The 19,005-nt window shown below is 70.9% G+C and carries 22 protein-coding genes; 19 read left to right on the top strand and 3 right to left on the bottom strand.

Annotated elements, in window-relative coordinates:
* From ACFC02_RS21705 to ACFC02_RS21775, 15 genes are all read left to right on the top strand, one after another.
* On the top strand, positions 1–447 hold the full coding sequence (locus tag ACFC02_RS21705; RefSeq protein ID WP_376359612.1) for a hypothetical protein: 447 nt from the start codon (positions 1–3) through the stop codon (positions 445–447).
* A gap of 133 nt (positions 448–580) precedes the next feature.
* Positions 581–4,504 carry a hypothetical protein gene (locus ACFC02_RS21710; RefSeq protein ID WP_376359615.1) on the top strand — a complete coding sequence of 1,308 codons (3,924 nt, stop codon included), beginning with the start codon at positions 581–583 and terminating at the stop codon, positions 4,502–4,504.
* Positions 4,505–5,485, top strand: coding sequence for a phage tail protein (locus ACFC02_RS21715; protein WP_376359618.1), 981 nt, complete (start codon positions 4,505–4,507; stop codon positions 5,483–5,485).
* The gene (locus tag ACFC02_RS21720; RefSeq protein ID WP_376359621.1) at positions 5,482–6,657 is read left to right on the top strand and encodes a siphovirus ReqiPepy6 Gp37-like family protein; all 1,176 of its coding nucleotides are present in this window, start codon (positions 5,482–5,484) and stop codon (positions 6,655–6,657) included. The genes ACFC02_RS21715 and ACFC02_RS21720 overlap by 4 nt, the downstream gene beginning before the upstream one ends.
* A gap of 50 nt (positions 6,658–6,707) precedes the next feature.
* A complete protein-coding gene (locus ACFC02_RS21725) occupies positions 6,708–7,613 on the top strand; it encodes a hypothetical protein (protein WP_376359624.1) in 906 nt (301 codons plus the stop codon).
* Positions 7,613–9,127 (top strand): glycosyl hydrolase family 28-related protein, encoded by a 1,515-nt coding sequence (locus ACFC02_RS21730; protein ID WP_376359627.1) that lies wholly within the window; start codon positions 7,613–7,615, stop codon positions 9,125–9,127. Before ACFC02_RS21725 ends, ACFC02_RS21730 begins: the two co-directional genes overlap by 1 nt.
* A gap of 13 nt (positions 9,128–9,140) precedes the next feature.
* A complete protein-coding gene (locus tag ACFC02_RS21735) occupies positions 9,141–9,935 on the top strand; it encodes a hypothetical protein (RefSeq protein ID WP_376359630.1) in 795 nt (264 codons plus the stop codon).
* A gap of 65 nt (positions 9,936–10,000) precedes the next feature.
* Positions 10,001–11,098 carry a peptidoglycan-binding protein gene (locus ACFC02_RS21740; RefSeq protein WP_376359632.1) on the top strand — a complete coding sequence of 366 codons (1,098 nt, stop codon included), beginning with the start codon at positions 10,001–10,003 and terminating at the stop codon, positions 11,096–11,098.
* 22 nt (positions 11,099–11,120) lie between these two features.
* A complete protein-coding gene (locus ACFC02_RS21745) occupies positions 11,121–11,321 on the top strand; it encodes a hypothetical protein (RefSeq protein ID WP_376359635.1) in 201 nt (66 codons plus the stop codon).
* Positions 11,322–11,324: 3 nt separating this feature from the next.
* On the top strand, positions 11,325–11,591 hold the full coding sequence (locus tag ACFC02_RS21750; protein WP_376359638.1) for a hypothetical protein: 267 nt from the start codon (positions 11,325–11,327) through the stop codon (positions 11,589–11,591).
* A gap of 203 nt (positions 11,592–11,794) precedes the next feature.
* A complete protein-coding gene (locus ACFC02_RS21755) occupies positions 11,795–12,985 on the top strand; it encodes a helix-turn-helix domain-containing protein (RefSeq protein WP_376359641.1) in 1,191 nt (396 codons plus the stop codon).
* A gap of 103 nt (positions 12,986–13,088) precedes the next feature.
* A complete protein-coding gene (locus tag ACFC02_RS21760; protein WP_376359644.1) occupies positions 13,089–13,607 on the top strand; it encodes an ATP-binding protein in 519 nt (172 codons plus the stop codon).
* 47 nt (positions 13,608–13,654) lie between these two features.
* Positions 13,655–14,014 (top strand): DUF6415 family natural product biosynthesis protein, encoded by a 360-nt coding sequence (locus ACFC02_RS21765; RefSeq protein WP_376359647.1) that lies wholly within the window; start codon positions 13,655–13,657, stop codon positions 14,012–14,014.
* A 76-nt stretch (positions 14,015–14,090) separates the two neighbouring features.
* Positions 14,091–14,726 carry a hypothetical protein gene (locus ACFC02_RS21770; protein WP_376359650.1) on the top strand — a complete coding sequence of 212 codons (636 nt, stop codon included), beginning with the start codon at positions 14,091–14,093 and terminating at the stop codon, positions 14,724–14,726.
* 90 nt (positions 14,727–14,816) lie between these two features.
* Positions 14,817–15,401, top strand: coding sequence for a hypothetical protein (locus tag ACFC02_RS21775; protein ID WP_376359653.1), 585 nt, complete (start codon positions 14,817–14,819; stop codon positions 15,399–15,401).
* Here ACFC02_RS21775 and ACFC02_RS21780 read toward each other — a convergent pair.
* On the bottom strand, positions 15,398–15,802 hold the full coding sequence (locus tag ACFC02_RS21780) for a hypothetical protein (RefSeq protein ID WP_376359656.1): 405 nt from the start codon (positions 15,800–15,802) through the stop codon (positions 15,398–15,400). The genes ACFC02_RS21775 and ACFC02_RS21780 overlap by 4 nt on opposite strands.
* Before the next feature lie 162 nt (positions 15,803–15,964).
* Here ACFC02_RS21780 and ACFC02_RS21785 point away from each other — a divergent pair, with 162 nt between their 5' ends.
* The 3 genes from ACFC02_RS21785 to ACFC02_RS21795 all read left to right on the top strand — a co-directional run bounded on the left by ACFC02_RS21785 (position 15,965) and on the right by ACFC02_RS21795 (position 16,751).
* Positions 15,965–16,369: a hypothetical protein gene (locus tag ACFC02_RS21785; RefSeq protein ID WP_376359659.1), complete on the top strand. Its 405-nt coding sequence runs from the start codon at positions 15,965–15,967 to the stop codon at positions 16,367–16,369.
* Positions 16,370–16,444: 75 nt separating this feature from the next.
* Positions 16,445–16,597, top strand: coding sequence for a hypothetical protein (locus ACFC02_RS21790; RefSeq protein ID WP_376359662.1), 153 nt, complete (start codon positions 16,445–16,447; stop codon positions 16,595–16,597).
* Positions 16,598–16,619: 22 nt separating this feature from the next.
* Entirely contained in the window at positions 16,620–16,751 is a 132-nt protein-coding gene (locus ACFC02_RS21795; protein WP_376359665.1) for a hypothetical protein, read from the top strand.
* 52 nt (positions 16,752–16,803) lie between these two features.
* Here ACFC02_RS21795 and ACFC02_RS21800 read toward each other — a convergent pair whose 3' ends face one another.
* The gene (locus ACFC02_RS21800; RefSeq protein ID WP_376359668.1) at positions 16,804–17,025 is read right to left on the bottom strand and encodes a helix-turn-helix domain-containing protein; all 222 of its coding nucleotides are present in this window, start codon (positions 17,023–17,025) and stop codon (positions 16,804–16,806) included.
* A gap of 128 nt (positions 17,026–17,153) precedes the next feature.
* On the bottom strand, positions 17,154–18,137 hold the full coding sequence (locus ACFC02_RS21805; RefSeq protein ID WP_376359671.1) for a LuxR C-terminal-related transcriptional regulator: 984 nt from the start codon (positions 18,135–18,137) through the stop codon (positions 17,154–17,156).
* A 148-nt stretch (positions 18,138–18,285) separates the two neighbouring features.
* Between ACFC02_RS21805 and ACFC02_RS21810 the strand changes: the two genes are divergently transcribed.
* A complete protein-coding gene (locus ACFC02_RS21810; RefSeq protein WP_376359674.1) occupies positions 18,286–18,459 on the top strand; it encodes a hypothetical protein in 174 nt (57 codons plus the stop codon).
* Positions 18,460–19,005 lie beyond the last annotated feature (546 nt).

A 19,005-nucleotide genomic window follows, 5' to 3' on the forward strand; every position in this document is an offset into this window, starting at 1 on the left:
ATGATCATTTCGTACCGGCAGGACGACGGCAGCACCGAGCGGGTCTCGACCGACGACCTGTCCGCGATCGAGGCCGCCGCCATCGAGGAGGCCATGGGCGACACCCCGTGGCGGATGATCGAGGACCGGCTGCGCGGGCAGGACCCCACCGCGATGCGGGCCGTCCTGTGGGCCGTACGCCGCCGCACGCAACCCGACCTCAAGTTCGACACCTTCGACATCCCCGGCTGGCGGCGCCGGCTGACCGCCCGCATCGAGCGGCCCGAGATCGACGAGGTCCTCAACAACCTGATGGCCGAGGCCCTGGCCGCGAGCGAGGACTCCGCGATCGACGCCATGCTGCCGCACCTGCGCAAGCTCGCCGACGACCGTGCGGACGTGGACGCGGCGCTGACCGCGCTGGGAAAAGGCCACCTGGTGCAGGGCCCGGAGGACTCCGCGGGCTGATCACCGAGTACCGGTGGCTGCTCGCCCACTACCTGCACATCCGGCCCTGGGAGATCAGCCGCCTGTCGGCGGACGAGCTGGAGTCGGCGGTCGCCTGGCTCCAGCACCACATCAGCAGGTGAGGAGGTGACCGGTGGCTGAGCGCCTCACCTTCACTCTCACCGGCCGCGACGAGCTGTCCCGCGTCCTGAACGGCACGGCGGACAGCGCCGACCGGCTGCGGCTGCGGTTGGCCGGGATCAACGCCGACAGCGACGGCCAGCTGCGCGACCTACGCGGCCGCTTCCTCGCCGCGGACGATGCGGCCCGCCGCCTGGGCGACTCGACGCACGCCACCCGGGACTCCGTGCGCAACCTGGGCGACGAGGCCGGCAAGCTCGGCGAGGCGCTGAAGGCGAACCTCATCAGCCTCGCCCCCGCGGCGATCCCCGCCACCGCGGCACTGGCCGGCGCCGCGCTGCACCTGAGCGGACAACTCGGCGCGACGGCAGTCGCGGCCGCCGCGTACGGGCTCGCGCTGAAGGGGCAGATCGCCGGGATCACCGACGCTGTCGAGGCGCAGCAGAAGTACGACGACGCGGTCCGCACCTCGGGCCGCAACTCTCAGGAGGCTGTGAAGGCGCAGGTCGCCTACCAGCAGTCGCTGGCCAAGCTGCCGCCCGAGACGCAGCGCGCCGCCGTGGCGGTCGGCCTGCTCAAGGACAACTTTCAGGACTGGTCGGACTCCCTGAGTGGCGACGTGATGAAGCCCTTCAACAAGGGCATCGCTATCACCAACGCCCTGCTCCCCGAGACGACCGGCCTGGCCAAGGGCGCCTCCACCCAGTTCGACCGGCTGCTCACCCTGGTCGGTGGCGCCATCGAGAGCCCTGGGTTCGACAAGCTGAACACGCGCTTCACCACGTTCGCCGACCGAACCATGTCCCACGCCGTCGACTCCCTGACGATCTTCATGGCCAAGGCAGACGCCGGTGAAGTCGGGCACGGGGTCTCCGAGTTCATGGACTACGCGCGGGCCAACGGGCCCGCGGTGTGGGACACCCTGGAGAACGTCGGCGACGCGCTGATCAACGTCCTGCGGGCGGGCTCCGACGTCGGGGTCGGCATGCTCGACGTCGTCAACGCGCTGAGCGGCGTCGTCTCAGCCGTGCCGCCCGAGGCGATCGCGGACCTGCTGCAGCTGGCCATCGCCATCAAGGCCGTGCGCCTGGCCGCCGCCGGCGGAGGCGCCGCCAAGGCCGCGCTGCTCGCCATCGGCACACAGCTCATGGCCATGCGCACGGCCGCCGCTGGCGCCACCGGTGTCCTCGGCCGGGCGACCGCGGCGATCGGTGGCCTGTCCCGGGGTGCGAAAGTCGCGGCGGCGGGGACCGGCATCGGCCTGCTGCTGATCACGCTCGACGCCCTGTCCAGCAAGAACCGGGCGGCGGCACCGGACGTCGACAAGATGACCACGGCGCTGGGCGGCCTCGGCCACTCCGGGAAGGCGTCCGGCGAGCTGGTCCGCGTCTTCGGCACGGACCTCGACGGACTCGCCTCCGCAGCAGACCGGGTGGCCGGCAAGGCGTCCGGGATGGACAAGTTCAACGACGTCATGAACAGCATCTTCACGCTGGGCATGGGGAAGTCGAACACCTTCAAGGCCGCAAAGGAGGACATCGACGCCCTCGACAAGGGCCTCACGAACCTGGTCCAGAGCGGCAAGGCGGACCTCGCCGCCCAGGCCCTGAAGAACATCTACGCCGCACAGCCCGGCGCCGCGAAGGAACTCGCGGGCGAACTCGACAACTACACAGACGCCCTCGCCGGGCAGCGCCTCGAGCAGGACCTGGCGGCGCAGAGCATGGGGCTCTTCGGCGCCCAGGCGCAGCAAGTCCAGGCCAAGCTGGACGCCCAGACGAAGAGCACCGACGGTCTGCGGCAGAGCATCATCGCGCTGAACGACGTCAACCGCAGCGCGCTGGGCGGGATGATCGGGTTCGAAGCGGCGATCGACGCGGCCAGCAAAGCCGCGCAGAAGAACGCCGGCGTGCTCACGTACAACAACGGGCAGCTGTCCGTGGGCACGGAGAAGCAGCGCGCCGCGGCGCAGGCGCTCAGCGACCTTGCGGCGAAGACGGACGAGGCGACGTCCTCCGCCCGGGAGTCCGGTGCTTCGTGGGCTGCGGTCTCCGGGATCTACGAGCGCGGCCGCCAGCAGCTCATCGCGAACGCCCAGCAGATGGGCCTCAACCGCAACCAGGCCAAGGCCCTGGCCGACCAGATCCTCGCCGCCCCGGACAAGACGGCTTTCCTCAAGGGCGACATCGCCGACCTCGAGGCCAAGCTGGCGGACGCGAAGGAGAAGCTGAAGCACGCACCGTCGTCGAAGACGGCGAAGATCCGGGGCGACATCGCCGACCTGGAGAAGAAGCTGGCGGACGCGCGCGCCGAGCTGGCCAGCATCCACAGCAAGACGATCACCATCACCACGATCCGGCGGGAGCGCGCCGAGCACAACACCATCGGCAGGCCCACCAAGGGCGAGGGCGGGCAGTCGAAGTACGCCCGCGGTGGCCGGGTCCACCGCTACGCCGACGGCGGCGACGTGTCGTTCTTCCCGATCGGCGGTCCGGTGTCCGGGCCCGGCACGGCCACCTCGGACAGCATCCCGGCCTGGCTGTCGAACGGCGAGTACGTCATCAAGGCGGCGGCCGTCGACCGGTACGGCGTGGCGATGTTCGATGCGCTGAACGCCGAGCGGTTCGCGGGCGGCGGGGTCGCCGGGTTCTCGTACACGCCTACGGCGGCGCCCGGGGTGCTGCGGTCCGCGTCGGATGTGCAGTCCGCGTACTCGTCGGCGCACCAGCCGATCAGCCGGGAGGAGTACACGAAGAAGCTACGGGCGCAGGCCAACGCGGTGGACACGCTCCGCACCGCCGAGGCCCGCCTGGAGCAGGTCCGCAAGAACAAGCACCACACGCACGCACAACTGGTGGCGGCGGAGAACTCGGTGGCCAAGGCCCGCCGCGGTGTTGCCACCGCCACGGACGCGGCGAAGGCGGCTGAGGCACGGTACCGGCAGACGTTCTCACTGTCGGACTGGGGTAAGACGCTCGCGTCCACCGTCCGGTCGAACGCGGCGTACGAGGCCGCCCTCAGCAAGATCGCGGCGCGGGGCGGGGCCGACGTGATCGAGCAGCTCCGTGGCCTGGGCGCCGAGGGCGCGGCGATGGTCGCCGCGCTGGCGAAGGCGTCCAACCGCCAGTTCAACGAGATCATTGGGAACCTCCGGAAGCTGGCGCCGACGGCGGCCGCCACGCTGGCGGACTACACCCGGCAGCTGAACGCCACGACGTCCGGGAGCAAGGAGTTTCAGGCCAACCTGCTCAAGCTGGCTTCGATGGGGTTCGGCGACCTGGCCATGCAGCTGGCGGGGCAGGGCGACGCGAACGCCATGGCGCTGGCCGCCGCGGCGGTCAAGTCGTCGGCGGCGGCGGCCAAGGCGAACGCCGCGGTGAAGGCCGGCCAGAAGCTCCTGACGGCGGACGAGTTGACGGCGGCCACGCAGCTGCTGAGCGTGCTGGCCGGGAAGAAGGGCGCTGGCGTCGCGGACGTCGTGGCGGCCGGGGTGAGCTGGCCGATGCTCGCCCACCTCGCGCCGCTCTACGCCAAGCAGATCAAGGCGATCCCCGGCTCCGGCACGTTCGTGAAGGAGATGAAGGAGCGCGGGGTCGCGCTGGCGCAGGGCGGCCTGCTGTGGGGGCCGGGCACCAGCACCTCCGACAGCATCCCGGTCTGGGGATCGACCGGCGAGTACATGGTCAAGGCCGCGGCGGTCGCCAAGTACGGCGTCCGGTTCATGGATGCCCTGAACGAGGGCCGACTGCCCGTCGGCCGCAGTGCGATCAGGGCCGGCCTTCCAGCGGCACCGCCGGTGGCCGCGCCGGTGGCGGGAGTCGACCGGCCGGCGGTGACGTACAACGTCTACCCCCGGGCGAGCGTGATCGGCGTGGAGGACCTGCGGCTGCTGCAGCGGCAGGAGGAGGCGCGGCAGCGCGTAGGGAGGCCACGGTAAATGCCCCTGATCACCGCACCGGTCGTCACGCCACCGGACCCGGGCTCGGGCACGCCCCCGCCCATCGACGTGCCCGAGGTCGGCTACGCGTCGATCACGTACGTCGACCCGGCGGGGCGCCGGTGGCCGATGACCGACCTCGAGGCGGACTGGTACGCGCTGGCCGAGGGGGTGTCGGGTCTGGGTGCGGCGCCGTACGCGCTGACCTCGGATCCGCACCCGCGCGGCGGCACCCGGCTGCGGCACGTCCAGCCGCAGGCCCGCACGATCGTGTGGCCGGTGCTCGTCAAAGGCGCCGATCACATGGCGTTCACGAAGAACTGGCGGGGGCTGGGGACCGCTTTCACGAGGACCCTGCGCCAGAATCCCGACGGCTCACGCACGCCGGGGATCTTGGAGGTGGCCCGGCCGGACGGCTCCATCCGGCGCATCCAGGTCTACTACCAGGACGGCTGGGACGGGCGCGGGCAGACAGCGACCGGGATCACCTGGGACAGCGCCGTAGTGACGCTGCTCGCCGAGGACCCGTACTGGGAGGACGCCACGGCGGTCGTCGTGCACCGCGAGACCGGCGCCCCCCAGGACTACCTGGTCCCGTTCCCGACGGTCTCCTCCAGCCAGGTCCTGGGCGCCACCACCGTGACCAATCCCGGCGACGTCGACGTGTGGCCGGTGTGGACGATCACGGGCCCGGCTACCAAGATCGTGTTCACCAGGGACGACACCGCCGACAGCTTCACGCTGGACATGACGGCGACCGCACACGGGCCGCTGCTCGCCGGCGAGACGGTGACCGTGTCCACGGACCCACCCCGCGTGCGCTCGGGCGCGGGCGAGAACCTGGTGGCCGGGCTGAACTGGCCCAGCGCCGTGCTGTGGTCGCTGCCGCCCGGCGACACTCCGGTCGTCTTCCAGCTCACCGGCGCTTCAGCGGGCAGCGCCGTCGACCTCACTTTCTACCCGAGGTACGAGACGGCATGAGCATCCAACTGCTGGTCACCGACCGCAACCTCAACGTTCTCGGCGACCCGCTCGCCGGATGGACCCAGCTGTCCTGCGAGCGGAACTTCAACGCGCCGGCGTCCGGGTCGGTGACGCTCCCGGCCTACCCGGACGCCATGGAGCTGCTGCAGCCCGGCCACCGCCTGGTCCTCATCCGGGACAAGGAGATCTGGTGCGCGGGTCCGATGGAGCAACCGCAGGACTACACCTGGGACCTCGCGCAGGACGCAGGCCCCGGCACGGTCACCGTGTCCTGGAGCGACGACCTGGCGAGGGTGGCCGGCTACCTCACCTACCCCGAGCCGGCCAAGGCGTTCACCGCCCAGGAGACGATCACCAACCGTGTCCGGCAGATCAGCTCGACGAATGCGGAGACGATCATCCGGACGCTGGTGAACGAGAACTGCGGCCCCGGCGCCCTGGCCGCCCGCAGGATCGAGCGCCTGGCTCTCGACGCGGTCGCCGGCGTAGGCACTGCCCGGTCCATCAGCACCCGGTTCGAGCCGCTGCTGGACGCCTGCCGCACGGCGGCTGCCACCGATGGGCTGGGGTTCCGTACCCGGCAGGTCGGCGACCAGATCCTGTTCGGGGTGTACGCGCCAGCGGACCGCACCAAGACGGCGCGGTTTTCACAGGGGCTCGGCAACCTGCGAAAACTCGCGTTCACGCTGGCCGCGCCGACCGGCACCAACGAGTTGGTCCAGGGCGGAAACGATCCCTCCCAGGAGGCGACGCCCCCGAATCTTCGCGTGTTCGTGGAGGTGGCGAGCGGGGCCGCGGCGGACTGGTACCGGGTCGAGCGACTGGTCGAGAAGAGCGGCATCACCGACGACACCGGCGGGGAGCTGACGCAGGCCGGGACGCTCGCTCTGGGCGACGACGGGCCGCAGGCCTCCATCTCCACCGAGACCGTCGACACCGAAGACCTGCGGGCCGGCCGTGACTACGGGCTCGGCGACCGCGTCACGGTCGTCCTCCCCACCGGCCTGGAGCTGGTGGACACCGTGCGCACCATCCGCCTGGAGGCGACCCCCGACGGCGGCGAGGTCGTGACCTCCGTCATCGGGTCCTCCGACAAGACCACCACCACGGCGACCGTCCGCACCGTGCGGGACCTGGCCCGCCGACTGGGACGACTGGAAACGAGGTAGCACCAGTGGCGCAGGACTCCTGGCCCAGCCCAGGCCACAACAACCGGGCTGTGACGGATCTGGAGTACGAGCAGATGGCCGCGCGGTTCAGCGACGACGGTGTCTACGGCTCCCCAGCGGACCCGGCCATCGCCTCAGCCGGAACCGGCCTGGCGGTCGCCATCCGCCCGGGCGCCCAGGCCTCCGTCCGCGGACACACCTGGGACTCAGGCAGCACCGTCACCACCCTGCCCGTCGATGCCAACGCATCCCGCACCACCCGCGTGGACTGGGTGGTGCTGCGCCTGGACCGCGCGGACTGGACGGTGAAGGCAGCCATCCGCCCGGGCACCCCCGGGGCCGGGGCGCCGGCGCTCGTACAGGACACCGGCACCACCGGCGTCTACGAGATCCCTCTCGCGCTCGTCACGGTGCCGAGCGGGTCCGGGACGGTCACCGTGACCCGGGCCGAGCTGTACGTCGGGACCCGGGTCCGGCCGTGCACGTCGACCACCCGCAACCCGCTCGCCACGCCCGGCGAGCTGGGCTTCGAGGTGGACACCGGCCGGCTGATCCTGCGGACCGTGACCGGATGGGCCACGATCTACGAGTCCTCCGACGTCATCTCGATCGACTCGTCGGTGGGCCTGTCGTGGGGATGGCGCGTCGGCAGCGTCCTGGAGCTGCGCAGCGGCATCGTCACCCTGCGGCTCGGGACGTTCGAGTACGTGGCGCCCTCCCTCGCCGCCAACGTGGAGAGCCGCTTGCCGGTGCTGATCCCGGAGGCCTACCGGCCCCCGTCGCGCACCCACTACGTGCTCGGCTACGTCCGCTCCGACAGCATCGCCCGCCTGACGATCTACCCCCGGTCGGACACGACCGGCCGGGCCGGGCAGGTGTGGCTGACCAACCACGGCGCCATCAGCCGCAACGACTTTCTGCTGCCCGAGACCGGGCAGAGCTGGGTGGTGGGCTGATGGCGCGCTACGAGTACGGGGCCGGCATCGCCGACTACGTCGTGGTCCCCACAGACGGGCTGTGGGCCGTGGCACCCGGCGCCGTCGTGACGTTCTGGGACTCCAGCTCGGAGGGAACCCAGTACACCGACCTCCAGGACGCGGCGGGCACCGGCACCACCACCGTGAAGGCCGACACCTTCGGGTTCCTTCCGCGCTTCCGCGGGCCGGACGGTGTGACCGGGATGTGGGCTGACGCCGGCGGCGCCTCCCGCGCCTGGGTGGAGGCCCACAACGCGGGCAGCATCGGCGGTGGCCCGACGGCCGGCGCCCTGACCTGGCTGAACGTCAAAGCCTTCGGAGCCCAGGGCGACGGCGTGGCCGACGACACCGCGGCGATCCAGGCCGCGGTCGACACGGCCAGCGCCGCCGGCGGCGGGACCCTCTACATCCCCGCGGGCCGCTACCTCCTGAGCAACGCCATCACCTGGGCCAGCAACGTGAACGCGCGCGGCGACGGCAGCATGTCGGTCCTGCAGTCCACCAACCAGAACAACGACGGCATCGTCGGGACCGATGTCAGCGGCATCACGCTGCAGGACCTTCAGCTGTCCGGGCCCGGCAGAGGGTTCGGCTCGGCCATCCGGTTCACGCGGTACGCGGCGCCGTCGACTACGGGCATCACCCTGCGCGACCTGCTCATCCAGTCGTGGGGCGGGGACGGGGTGTTCTGCCACCAGCTCGCCGCCAGCCTCCTGCACCGCGTGCGGGTGCGCACGTGCGGCGGCATCGCCTTCCACCTCCAGGCCCCGCAGGACACCGTGCTGGGCGGCGCCTCGACCTCGCTGATCGCCTGCTCGGCCGAAGGCTGCGTCACCGGCGGGTTCTGGCTGGACGGGATGGCGTACAGCAGCCTGACCGCCTGCGCTGTGCAGCAGTCCCCGACCGGGTACCGCCTCGACGGCTGCACGGCCGTCACCCTGACCGGCTGCGGCGCCGAGCAGGTCACCACCGGCCTGACCGTCTACGGCGGCACCGGGAACACGGCGACCGGCTTCAACACGCAGGCCTGCGACGGCACATCCGTCTGGCTCACCAGCAACGCCAAGGGCGTGGTCCTTGCGGGCATCGCCGAGGTGGCGCCCGCGAGCGGCGCGACCGCCTGCCTGCGCACCGACGCAGGCACCATCGCCACCGTCCTCGGCCTGGCCGCGGTGACCGCGAACGCCCTGTCCGGGACCGTGACCCGCCTCGACCCGGGCGACGGCAGCCTGGTCCTGGCCGGGCGCACGGTCGTCCCGAGCGGTGGCGCGGCCGCGCGGATGGGCACCGCCGTCCTGGCCGCCGGCACCGCCACCGTGAACACCACGGCGATCGGCGCCAACAGCGTGGTGCAGCTGACGATCCAGACACCGGGCGGCGCCGTCGGCTCCGTCTACGTCAACGCCCGCACCGCCGGCACCAGCTTCACGATCAAGTCGACGTCCAGCACCGACACGTCCACGGTCGGCTGGCGGGTCCTCGACCCGGCCTGAGAGGAGGACCCACGTGGTGGCAGCAATCGCCCCGGACACGCTGATCGACCTCGGCACCCAGGAAGCACTGATCGGGTACAAGGAGGACAACGACGGCACCTGGAACAATTTGAACAAATACGCCAAAGAGACACCAGGTATGGCGTCCTACGACGGTCTGTCGTACTGCGTCATCGGCCAGCTCTGGCTGGCCTACCGGGCCGGGGACATCAGCATCATGCCGCAGACCCCGGACTGCGCCGAGGTCGTCACCGAGTACCAGAGCTGGGGCCGCTGGAGCTGGTTCCCCGCCCGGGGGGCGCACGTCCTGATCGGCAGCGAGGGCCAGGACCACATCGGTCTGGTGTGGCAGTTCGACGCGACCCGGATCTGGACGATCGAATTCAACACGAACGTGACAGGATCCCCCGAAGGGGACGGCGCCTACCTGCGGGAACGGAACCGGTCCGACGCCAACGTGTACGGGTACGGCTACCCGCGCTACTGCTCGCCGATGGTGACCGCGGACCCCGACTGGGTCGACGACCCCGCCCTCATCAAGACCTCGTCCGGCGCAGCCGCCGCCTACGCCCCCTACCCGGGGCGCGATTTTTTCAGGGTCGGCCGCACCAGCCCCCTCGTCCTGGCGGCGGCCAAGCGCCTCGTCGCGGTGGGCGCGGGGAGCTACACCCCGTCCGCCGATATCGGGCAGGCCGACCTCACCGCGTGGGGTGCCTGGCACACCACGCAGGGATCGCCCGGCGGCGCCTACCCCGGCTACCCCGGCGAGCAGATCTGGCGCGCCCTTCAGATCGTGCACAGCCACTGACAGCCGCCCCCACCCCCACCGCCCCGCGCCGACTGGCCGGGGCTTTCCTCATGTCTGGAGTCCCCATGGCACGCATGCCTGGCGCCGAACAGCGCCTCATCCCGCGCAACTTCACCGCCGACGGCCAGGAGTCCGTCCGCGGCCTCGTCGTCCACATCATGGACGGCAGCTTCGAGGGCACCGACTCCTGGTTCCGCAACCACCCCGAGGCCCAGGCCTCCGCGCACTTCGGGACCAGCCGCGCCGGCGCCCTGCGCCAGTGGGTCGACACCGCCGACCGCGCCTGGGCTCAGGCCGGCGGCAACCGGACCTGGCTGTCCATCGAGAACGAGGGCAAGGGCGGCGACTCGCTGACCAGCGCCCAGCTCGACCGGAACGCGGAGGCCCTCGCCTGGACGCACACGCGGTACGGCGTCCCGCTCCAGGTCGCCGACTCGCCGAACGGGCGAGGCCTCGGCTACCACGCCATGGGCGGCAGCAACTGGGGTGGGCACACTTCTTGTCCCGGCACTCACGTGGTCGCCCAGCTCGCTGAGATCGTCGCCCGCGCCAAGAAGATTGTCGGCAGCGGAGGCGCCGGCGGCAGCCAGCCGAGCGGCTCGGGGATCGCCCGCTACCAGGTCACCATCAACGGCCTGGTCTACGGCTACGGCGCGCACGGCGACCACGTCACCAAGGTCGGCGAGGCCCTGGTCGCGCGCGGCTGCGGGAAGCACTACAGGCAGGGACCCGGCCCGGACTGGGGCGACGCCGACACCGAGAACTACGCCGACTACCAGCGCAGCCTGGGGTACTCCGGGGCGGACTCGGACGGCGTGCCCGGTGAGGCGTCTCTGCGGCGCCTGCTCGGGACACTGCCGAGCGCTCCGGCAAAGCGGGTGTCCCTGGCCTACGTGCTGGCCGCCGCGCGCACGGACCCGGGCGCCGCTCAAGGGCACCAGACCCACGCAGCAGACGTCCGGATCGTCGAGGCCGCGCTGAAGGACGAGGGGCTGCTGGCCGCTGCCTACGCCAGTGACGGCTCGTACGGCACGACCACCATCGCCGCCTACGCGAGGTGGCAGCGGTCGCTCGGGTACAGCGGCTCGGACGCCGACGGCATCCCCGGCCGCGTCTCTCTCACCCAGCTCGGCAAGAAGCACCACTTCACCGTCGCCGCCTGACCGGCGCAGGAAGGACCACAAGATGAAGATCTCCGCCATGTGGAAGGCCGTCGTGGGCGGGCTCGCGGCCGGCGCCGCCGCCGCGGCGACGGCCGTGCAGGACGGCTCCCTGACCACCGGAGAGGGCGTGACCATCGTGCTCGCCGTCCTCGCCTCGTACGGCGTGACGTGGGCCGTACCCAACCGACCGACGCGCCAGGGTTTCCCGGGCGAGGGAGCCTGACCCATGACTCCCTCGGCCCCCATCCCGGACGGCTCGGTGGTCATCACCCCGACCGAGGTGTACGCCGAGGTACGCGCCACCCACGACGAGGTCAAGTCGGTCTCGTCCAAGCTGGACTCGCTGCCGATCGCAGACCACTCGCACCTGCTGGCCGACCACGAGACCCGTATCCGCACCCTGGAGCGGGCCCGCTGGCCCCTGCCGTCCCTCGCCGCCGTCACCTCGGTCGGCGCCCTGGTCCTCGGCCTGTACGAGGCCCTCGGCCACTGAGCCCCCCGCCACTGCGGCCTCGTCCTCCTCCAGGAGGACGAGGCCGCTTTCGTCGTGTGCGGGCGTTTCACACAGGTCGCTGGCCCTGACCCCAGCGGGTTGATGAACTCAGCCCCACCGTCCGGAGACGGTGGGGCTGTTGGTTGTACCGGCGGAGCCGACCGCGGGTACGGTTCTGGTGTCGAAGCAGAACAGGAGACAGTATGCATGCTCTGCCGCAAGACCACATCGGTGTACGGATCGCCCGCCTGCGCCGCGAACGTCACCTCACCCAGCGGGCCCTGTCTGACCTGGCCGGGGTCCCGTACAGCACTCTGACCAAGGTGGAACAGGGGCACCTGGCGGCCACTCCGCACCTCATCGCCTGCTGTGCCCGCGCCATGCGGGTAGAGGTCTCCACCGTCGTCGGGCAGCCCTACGCGGACGAGCTGCGCGCGGACGAGCTGGACGTCTTGATAGCACCTATCCGGGAAGCGCTGGACGTGTACGACCTCGGCGCCGACCCCGACATCTCTCCGCGGCCCCTGGAAACTCTCCAGGACGACGCGGAGGCGCTGTGCGCAGCGGTGCGCGCGGGGGAGATCAAGAAGGCGGCCGGCACGGTCGCGGGGCTCATCGAGGAGGCCACCACAGCCGCGCACCAACAGAGCAGCACAGGCGGGTGGCTCGTCCTCTCGTCCCTGTACCGCACCTCGTACGACGTCGCCACGAAACTCGGGTACGCCGACCTCGCGCAGCTCTCCCTCGCCCGGATGGACTGGGCAGCGAACCGGGCCTCCAGCGCCGTCTTCGGGGGGGCCTACCAGTATTTCCGGGCCCTGACGTACCTGCGAGAGGGCAAGTGGCGCACCGGGCAGCGCCTCGTCGACCTCGGGCTGCGCACGATCGAACAGGCGGAAGCCTCGCGCGAGCGGGACGTCGTCAACGGGCAGCTACACCTGGGCGGCGCGGTGATGGCCGGCCGTGCGCACGACGAGGACCGGGCCATGTCGCACCTGGCCGAAGCGAAGGAGATCGCGGGCCGGACCGGTGAGTCGCAGAAGGTGCTGTGGATGGCGTTCGGCGACACCAACGTGGAAGTGCACCGGGTGTCCGTCCTCGCTGAGCTGGACGAGTACGGGAAGGCCATCGAGGCGGCGGACGGCGTGCACATTCCGCGGGACTGGCCGAAGTCGAGGGAGAGCCACCACTGGGCGGAGGTGGCACGAGCCCAGATGTGGGCCGGGCGCCTGGAGGCCTCGTTTAAGAGCCTCCTGAAGGCCCGGCGGGCGGCGCCGCAGCAGGCGAAGTACCACCCGATGGTGCGGGATACGTACGCCAGTCTGGAGGCGGCTCACCGACGTCTTCCCGACACGTTCCTGTCCTACGGGAACTGGCTGACCTCGCACGTGTGACACAGCGTCAAACTATGGCCCCAACTATCCTGAAGTCAGGATAGTTGGGGCCTAGTTGTGGGGCCACCATGTCGTCACTGGCCATCTCGACATGGAGCCGACCATGACGAAGCTCGTGGCGCAGGAGCACGCCTGTCGAAACGCTGCTCTTGATGCCGTCTCCTCCGCACCGCTCCGGCGTGGGTACCGCGACGACACGATGAACCTCGCGTTCACGGTCACCCCGCGCGCCCCTGGTATGCCGCCGAGTGCCGAAGACTCCCGCTGGGTGGGCGCCATGCGCCGTGTCCTGGCGGCCCGGCTGCGCTACTGCGGGCTGGAGGACCTGATCGGGGACGTGACACTCGCCGTCTCCGAGCTGGTCACGAACGCCATCCTTCACAGCGGCGGCACCAGCGTCGGACTGACCATGACCGTGGGCGACGGCAGCGTGTACGTCGCCGTGTCCGACGGCATGCCAGGCCGGGGCCGAGTCCGTACCGCTACCGATGACGAGGAGTCCGGACGGGGCCTGCTGCTCCTCGCCGCCCTCATGCGGGAGCACGGCGGCGCCTGGGGACAAAGCCCGGTCGGAGACGTGACCTGGTGCCGGTTCGTCGTACCGACGGGAGGGCCGCGGTGACGGCCCCGGCCGTCTCCTCGGCGCTGGCACCGTCGTGGACGCCCCCCATGGACGCCGCTGGGCTCGCCCTAGTCCTCGCGAAGCTCCTTCGGTGGACAGGAGCCGACGTCGAAGCGCTCCTCGATGACGTCGCGGAGGTACTCGACGATGTCCTCCCGCCCGTGGCTGAACTCGAGGGCCCCCTCCGCCGCATCCGCGCCCAGCTCGGGCAACTCGTGGCCACGGCCGCGGAGCCCCGCCCGGGGGCCGCGGCGTCGGACAGGCTGCTCGCGTGCGCTCGCGCCGCCTGCTCGGAGACCGTACCGACCGACCGCCGGGAAGTCCTGGGATACGCCCGGCGGCTGGGGTGGGCGACCAACGAGCTGATGGAACACCTTGTGCTGATCGGCCGGCTGGATGCCCCGTAGGCCGCGTCGGCCGTGCGTGTCACCCCCGTCGCGCACGGCCGACGCTTCCCCTCGTCCCTTCGACCCTCCTGGAGCCATGTCTACGCCGTTGACCTACAAGGGTCACCCCGTCCCTTACATCGCTGCCTGGAGCAGTGAGATCGTGCCTCTGCCACGCGTGTATCCCACCCCGAGCGGAATCGCCATCCTCGGCCACGCCCGCGGCAGCGACGGCGTCCTGTGGCACCCGACTGGGCTGCGCCCCGGTGGCGGGGTTCCGCAGTACGGGACGGTGCACGGGCCCCGGCAGCGACGGGCGATGCGCCGGCTGCTATGCCAGGTGTGCGGCTGCCCCGCGGACCGGGACGAGCGAGGCTGGCTGTGGCTCCTGGAGGACGACCGGGCACGGCCGGGTTGGCCGGAAGGACAGATGACGACGCACCCGCCGGTCTGCCGACCGTGCGCGACCGCAGCCGCCCGGTTGTGCCCCCACCTGTACAGCAACGTGGTCGCGGTGCGCGTCGGCCGCCCGATCGCCGATGCCGTGTACGGGAAGGAGTACCGCCCCGGCCGGACCGGCGTCGTCCCGACGGAAAGCGATGTCTTCCATCTGAACAGCCCGCGCCTGCCGTGGGTCCTCGGCGGCCAACTGGCCATCTCCCTGCTGGACACCACAGTCGTCGACCTGGCCGAACTGGCTGCCGAGCAGGACACCGTTCCGGCCGCCCCCTAAAACGCCGGCACCCCCACGGATGCGCTCGTTCCCGCGGGGGCGCCGGTCAAGCCCCACTCATCCGTTACAACCCAACCAGAGAGGACACCCATGTCCCAGGTCGAGTTGCCCGCGGCGCACGCCGTCGCCGACGTCGCCAAGGCCGTGCTGGAGACCCTCAAGGCCGACCGCGAGTTCCCCGCGTTCCAGGCCGCGAGCCTGCAGTACAGCGACGACTGGCAGTGCTTCACCGGCTTCCCGGTCGTGAGCCAGTGGAACCTGGAGGCCGACGCCGAGCCGCTGTTCGAGGAAGGCCTGCGCGCCCTGGCGCTGAAGGCCGCCGTGTACGAACTCACCGGCAGCGACCAGGCGGCGGAGATCCCGATCGCCGTCCCGGTCGACGAGATGACGCACGCCATGCTCGCGCAGGCGCAGCTGCTCACGCGGATCGCCGACGCCTGCGGGGTCGGCATCATCCACCAGACCGACCAGGAGCACACGGACTACCGGGCCGGTGGGTACACCGAGGAGTGCTACCGCCTGGCGTGGGGTGAGGAGCCGCCGCCGCGGTACTGGCTGGACCACGAGGAGGTCGTCCGCCGCCGCGAGGTCCTGGCCGGCCTGTACGCGAGCATCGGCATGGGTCGGTCCGGGCGGGAGCACGCCCTGGACTTCGCCGAGCTGGCTGCGGCCTAGCTCAGGGCCGCGCGGAGTACCGCTGTGACGTCCGTGTCGGGGTCAGCCGCGAGCAGGATCGAGGTCGCCTGCTGGATCACCTCGTCGCAGGCGTCCGGTGGTGCCGCGTGGAGCACGGCGCGTACCCAGGTGGGAACCTCGTCGGCCTCGGCGGGCGGCGGGGTCTCCCACGGCAGCAGCAGCCCCTCCGTGGCGTACGGAGCGGCGGGCAGCCCGACGCGCTCGGGGTGCACGCACACGGGCACTCCGGCCGCGGTGAAGCGGTGGCCGGTCTCCGGGTCGAAGGGACAGTCACGGGAGGGGCGGTCGACGACGTCGAACGTCCCGCCCGGGCACCGCAGGGACGGGCACACGCCGCACACTGGCCGCCCGTCCCGGGCGAACGCCTCACTCCCTGCCATCGCTGCACCACCTCGCTGTAATGGGCAGCAAGGTAGCCGATGTGAACTCGGCGCCGCAGCAGCACTCGGGGCTCGGGGGCGGCCACCGCGCACCGGCATGTCGCCTCAGCGGTCCTCCTAGACTGTCCCGACCCCGCCCGCCACGAGAGAAAAGATCCACTTATGCGTCCCGACCGATTCCAGGACTTCGCGATCGACGTCATCAAGAACACGGCGGGAGTCGGCCAGGTGCGCTCCCTCGAGGAGGCCGGCGAGTCCCGGTACCCGTTCGGGTTCGCCGTGACCGTGGGGGGCCGTGAGACGCGGTGGCAGATCACCGGCCAGCTCGCTGACGGCGAGAAGCACGACACCCCCACCGCTGACATCCAGGGCCAGCCTGCGGCCTGGACGGACACCACGGTGCAGGACGGCGGCGAGGAGTGGCTGGCCGCCGTCCTCGGCCGCGCCGAGTCCCCGCTGATCGCCACCATCGAGCGCTGGTCCACCCGCGAGGGCAACAACCCGAACCACGTCGGCGTCACCGCTGCGTTCCACAACGGCGCGAAGGCGTTCGTGCGCCGCATCTGAGACCTCCCCGGCCGCGCCGCGGTACGGGGAGTGCACCACCCACTGCACCACCACACCGATGTGAAGGAGCAAGGGATGGACCACCGTTTCGACCCCGGCCAGGTTGAGGGCTCGTGCCCCGTGTGCGGCGCCGGCGTCGGCTCGCAGACCGGCGAGCCGACCACGATCCACCAGCGAGGCGGCAGCGGCACGGAGACGTGCCCCGGCAGCGGCCAGCCCGCCCTCTGACCCACCACCCCAGGAGGTGGCCATGTCGTCCGAGTGGATCGACCCGCGGTACGCGGACCTGGTCGCGGCGTGGAAGCGCGCGCAGCAGCCGGACTCCCGTGACCCGCAGGAAGAGCGGCCGGTGCGGGGATTCGTGATTCCCCGCCGACCGTGACCGGCAAGTGAGACCGCGGCCCGCCCCTGTCACCCCCGTCGGGGCGGGCCGCTCAATCCCTGACGAGATCGGCAACGCTGACCCCCGTCGCCGCGGCGAGCAGCAGCAGATCCTCGAGGTCGGGGATGCGCTGCGCGTACTCCCAGCGGTGGATGGTGCGGTGATCCCTGCCGACGAGTTCGCCGAGCCCGACCTGGCTCAGGTTGGCTGCCAGCCGTGCGGCGCGGATGCGTGCCCCGATCTCCCGGCGGCGAGTGAGTACCCAGTCGGGCATCGGGTCGAGTGGCACTCGACCACGCTCTAGTGATCATGCTCGGCTGTCTTTGCCCAGCCGGGCAAATTTTGTGATCTTGGTAAGCACAATCAGCCCCGATCCGCCCAAGGTGGCGGCACATCCTCGGGCTACGGCAGCCCCCGGTCAGCACTGGTCGCCCACCAGGCGATGAGCTGGTAGGTGGACTGCAGGCCCAGGTGGTCACGCAAGGAAGCCAGTTCCTTGTTCACGGTGCGTTCACTGAGGTCGAGCGCGACGGCGACGGCCGCCTGCAGGAGGCCCTTCTCCATCTCCCGCAGGATGGCTCGCTGCCGGTCAGAGGTGACCGCCTTCTGTGCCTGACTCAGCGCCTGCCCCCAGGGAACGCACTGGGCCCACGCGGTGTCGAAGACCAGCCGTGCCCAAGCGACGGAGGCGACGTCGACGACGCACCAGCCAGCATCTCGTTCGGCTGGCACGACAGCGTTGTCGATAAACAGAAACCGGGTGTCCACGACCATCATGCGGGGCGGCAACACGGTGCCGACCCGGACCTCGGCGCCAGCCGCGAGCAGCTCGGCGACGTACTCCCGTGTAGGGCCGTGCGCCAGAGCCTCCGCCGTGTAGAGCGACCGTGCGGAGACGCCCTTGTCCAGAAGTGCCTTGGTGCGCTGCACGCCCAGGCGGTGGACGACAGGGTCGCGCTGCTGGGGCTGGGTGGGCTGGACGGAGAGGAACTCAGACGCCGCGCTCTCCAGCGCTTCCCCGATGCGGACATTCATGAGCGTTCGGGAAGGGAACAGCTCGGAGGCTGGCCCGCCGTACATTCGATTCGGGTCGAAATGCGCGGCCAAACTTTCCAGCTGAGAGATCCGGTTCATGCGTTCGATCGTTTGGAGCAGGGAAGCACGCTCGCTGGCGAGCAGCCGCTGCATCGCTACTCGGGGATCGAGGGCGACCACTCCGCCTTTGGTGATCTCGACCAGACCCAGCGCGACGAGTCGTCCTACGTGCTCCCCATTCTGGACGCTTTCGCCTGCGGCGATGGCTTGGTACGTCCGGCCCTCGGCCTCGGTGATCGGCAGGCCCATGACTTCGGTGTCGTTCTCTTTGTTCTCTTTGCGGTGCTTCACCGGACCCCCTTCAAGCGGCGTGCGGATATCCGCACCGAGCAGAGTGCAGTTTCCCGCACCTCAGATTGCTTGGATCATGCACCAAGCTCGTGTCAGCCTAAGAGCCCCGCAGCACACGGGGAACCGTTTGAATTTCCGGAGGTCCCTCTTGAAGAGACTGTTGTACGCCGCCACCGCGGCGCTGTGCGTTCTCCTGGCCGGTGCCGGAATCGCGAGTGCGGGCGAGACATCGCCGGTCACCGCGGTGGTGGCGGACGCCGGCTGGGGCACCCCGCCGCCGGGCAACATCGTCGCCGCTCCTGCGGACGCCGGCTGGGGATGATCCGTCGTCGGCCGATGCCGACGGCCCCCTGACGTACCGGCCCTGCCTCCGCGTCGCGCGCTGGAGTCAGCGGGTACGTCCCCCGCGAGGGGCGCGTTCGAGCGCCCCGCATTGCCCGGCGCGGCCACCGACGCCGGACAGCAGGACGGCCGCCTGCCGTGAGTACCCCCTCGTCGGCGGGCGGCCGTCCTGCTGTCCGACCTTGTCAGGCAGGTCAGGGCCGAGCAGACGCGTGTTCCCGAGCAGTGCCGCGGCGTGCCGCTGGCGCCGGTTCCGCGTTGCACAGAGCGGCCAGGGTGGGGCCGTGTCCGCCTCCCCGGGTGGTTGCCCCACCCTGGTCACATGGTGCAGCCCCCCAACGTATACGTCAGCGTTGGGGGCTGTCCGCTTCTCCCATGGGAGACGAATGGGAGAATGATCTTGCTCATGGGAGCCGAGTAGGGCTAAGTAAGGCTAACTAGAGCTAGCTATCATTCGGCGTATTCCCTGGTCAGCTCACTGACCTGCACGCTTCGGCTGCTGCTGGGTGATGCAGTGGATACCGCC

The sequence above is a fragment of the Streptomyces sp. NPDC056160 genome (genome assembly GCF_042268205.1).
Taxonomy (GTDB): domain Bacteria; phylum Actinomycetota; class Actinomycetes; order Streptomycetales; family Streptomycetaceae; genus Streptomyces.